Here is a 2484-nt window from a genome sequence, read left to right as displayed (position 1 = left end):
GGAATGACGTTATTTGCTATTTCCCGGACGATTTCCCCGGCTAACGGACCGGAATGACCTTATTACTTGTTTTTTCGTTATTTATGTCTGATATCACGCCAAATAACGTCACTGGAGTCCGTTAGATTTCACGAGGGGGAACTGTGAACGAAATAAGGGCTCTACGGTCCGTTACCGTTACAGACAACATAACACCTGAGCTTTTTATGAAGCACTCAACCATTGCATGCATACGTCAAACGAGATAAACTAAGCTCAAATCGGACGTGAAGCACACGCCGTCTTGATACCTCGCCCCTTAGTGGTGAAAAGGTATCGGGACGGCGTTTTTGTTTTCACAATTGGAGAAAGGTGGAGATGGGATGAAATTTGAACAAGCATTTGATGCGTGGATGGCACAACAAATGGAGGAGGAGAAGAATCCTAGACGATTGGAGCTCCTCAAAAAGGGGTTGGGGCACGGCACCATGGAGTTTTTGAGGTTCGTATGGTTCCCTGCCGTTGGACAATTTGATCACTTATACCCGGAGTGGGAGGTACGCGACTTTAATAACGGTTACCGATACTTGGACCTCGCTTATCTCCCAGGGGCAGGCTCGGCTAAGGGAGCGATTGAGATTCAAGGATACGGCCCCCATGCAAGAGATCTAGATGTCCGACGTTTTAAAGATTTATGTTGGCGTCACAGTTTATTGGCTTTGGATGGTTGGACGTTACTCCCTATCGCTTACTTGTCTATTGTAGAGGAGCCGAAGCAATGCCAACAGCTGGTCCTGTCTTTTGTCGGCAAATTCATGACCCTTGCAGTACAACCAGATTTAGATTGGCTTGAGGCGGAAACAGTACGTTTTGCGAGACGTCTGCTACGGCCCTTTAGTCCATTGGAACTTTCGGAGCATTTGCGGATTACGGATCGACACGCCAGACGCATATTGCACGGGTTAGCTCAAAAACAGCAATTATCTGTTGCAAGCGGGAAGCACCGATATCGGACATATTGTCTTGTGCGTTGAGAAGCGGGGGTCGGGCAACTTCCAGCAGTGGATTTGCCGTATGGTGGGTCTACCTATATGTGATGTGAGACGTGGCTCTCTGCTCCGGATTTCTAGCTAAGATGAACGTAAACAAAAGACAGCCCTCCAAATTGCTACATCTCGTAGGTTAAAATGGAAAGTGTAAACCAAACCATTTCAGAGCTACATAGCAAAGGAGAGCTGATACTATGTAGTCTACCACAAAATTCGTCGGTTTAGATGTATCCAAAGAAAAAATTTCGGTTGCGATTGCAGATGTGGGTGGGGAGTCACCCCGCTATTATGGGACTATCCCTCATACGGCGGCGGCATTACGCAAACTTATCAAGGAACTGGGTCCGGCCGAAAACCTCTCGTTTTGTTATGAGGCCGGTCCCACAGGCTATGAAACTTACCGGTGGATTACTTCCATGGGAGCCGAGTGCGTTGTCATTGCGCCTTCACTTATTCCCAAACGCCCCGGCGACCAAGTGAAAACAGATCGACGGGATGCGGAGCAACTCGCACGTTTGTATCGTGCAGGAGAACTCACTCCCATTTACGTCCCCGAGCGGGAAGATGAGGCTCTGCGAGAATTGGTTCGCGCCCGGGAAACGGCCAAGGAAGATGCCCATCGGGCTCTTCAGCGGATCTTGAAGTTCCTGCTTCGTCACCAGATTGAACCGCCAGCCACCATAAAGCGTCGCTGGACCAAGAAGTATCGCGTCTGGTTAGGGCAGCTTACGTTCCCGTATGAGTCCGTGCACGTGGCATTCAGTGAAATGCTTCATGCCTTAGATGAAATCGAGCAGCGCAAGGGGCGCCTAGAAAAAGCACTGGTCCAGCAAGCTGCGACCGGTTCTAAGGCTTCTCTGATCCAAGCTCTTCAGTCCCTACGGGGGATTGGATTGCTTACAGCCATTACCCTTGAGACACTTGACAAGCTCACGCCGGAGCACGAGGCCCGGGAGCAAACGAAGGTTTGGGAGAGAATTTGCGTGGTCCGTTTGCACTAGGTTTTGAAAGAAACTGACCGTGCGTCTCTAGCTTTGCAAAAGCTCTCCTTGACGAAAGTAACCAACCCACGGATAGCAGCGTGCCGACCGTCGCTCGCATTTTTGCTCTCGCGCCACGTGCTCAGGCAGATTTAAAACCGAGGGCTTGACAAAAACGTTCATAGCAACGGACCCAAATGACCTTATTTTCGATTTCCCGCATCATTTCCCGTTCTAACGGACTGAGGTGGCCTTATTTCAGGTAAAGTAGGACAGTTCATCCTAATTTCAATCAAATAAGAGCATCTGGGTCCGTTACATTCTCATGGCTGCTTATCTCATGCAAATAGCGTCACCTGGGTCCGTTAGCGAACGCAAAAAACGCCTGGGAGGCCTTGCCTCTCCCAGGCGGGTTTGTCGTCGCACCGCGCGGCAGCCCGCCACCGCGGTGCAGCCATTGGCCGCCGCAGACGCGT

General features: G+C 50.4%; 1 protein-coding gene and 1 pseudogene. Both read left to right on the top strand.

Going from position 1 to position 2484, the window contains the following annotated elements:
- Positions 1-362: 362 nt before the first annotated feature.
- Complete coding sequence (locus tag POTG_RS13520; protein WP_036645353.1) at positions 363-1013, top strand: hypothetical protein; 651 nt, start codon at positions 363-365, stop codon at positions 1011-1013.
- Positions 1014-1252: 239 nt separating this feature from the next.
- Positions 1253-2029 (top strand): annotated as a pseudogene (locus tag POTG_RS13515) (IS110 family transposase); the annotation flags it as partial.
- Positions 2030-2484 lie beyond the last annotated feature (455 nt).

Origin of the sequence: Paenibacillus sp. oral taxon 786 str. D14, from assembly GCF_000159955.1 — a bacterium.
Classification (GTDB): Bacteria; Bacillota; Bacilli; order Paenibacillales; family Paenibacillaceae; genus Fontibacillus; species Fontibacillus phoenicis.
Note: the sequence above shows the minus strand (reverse complement) of the source record. Positions and strands in the feature narration are given on the sequence as shown.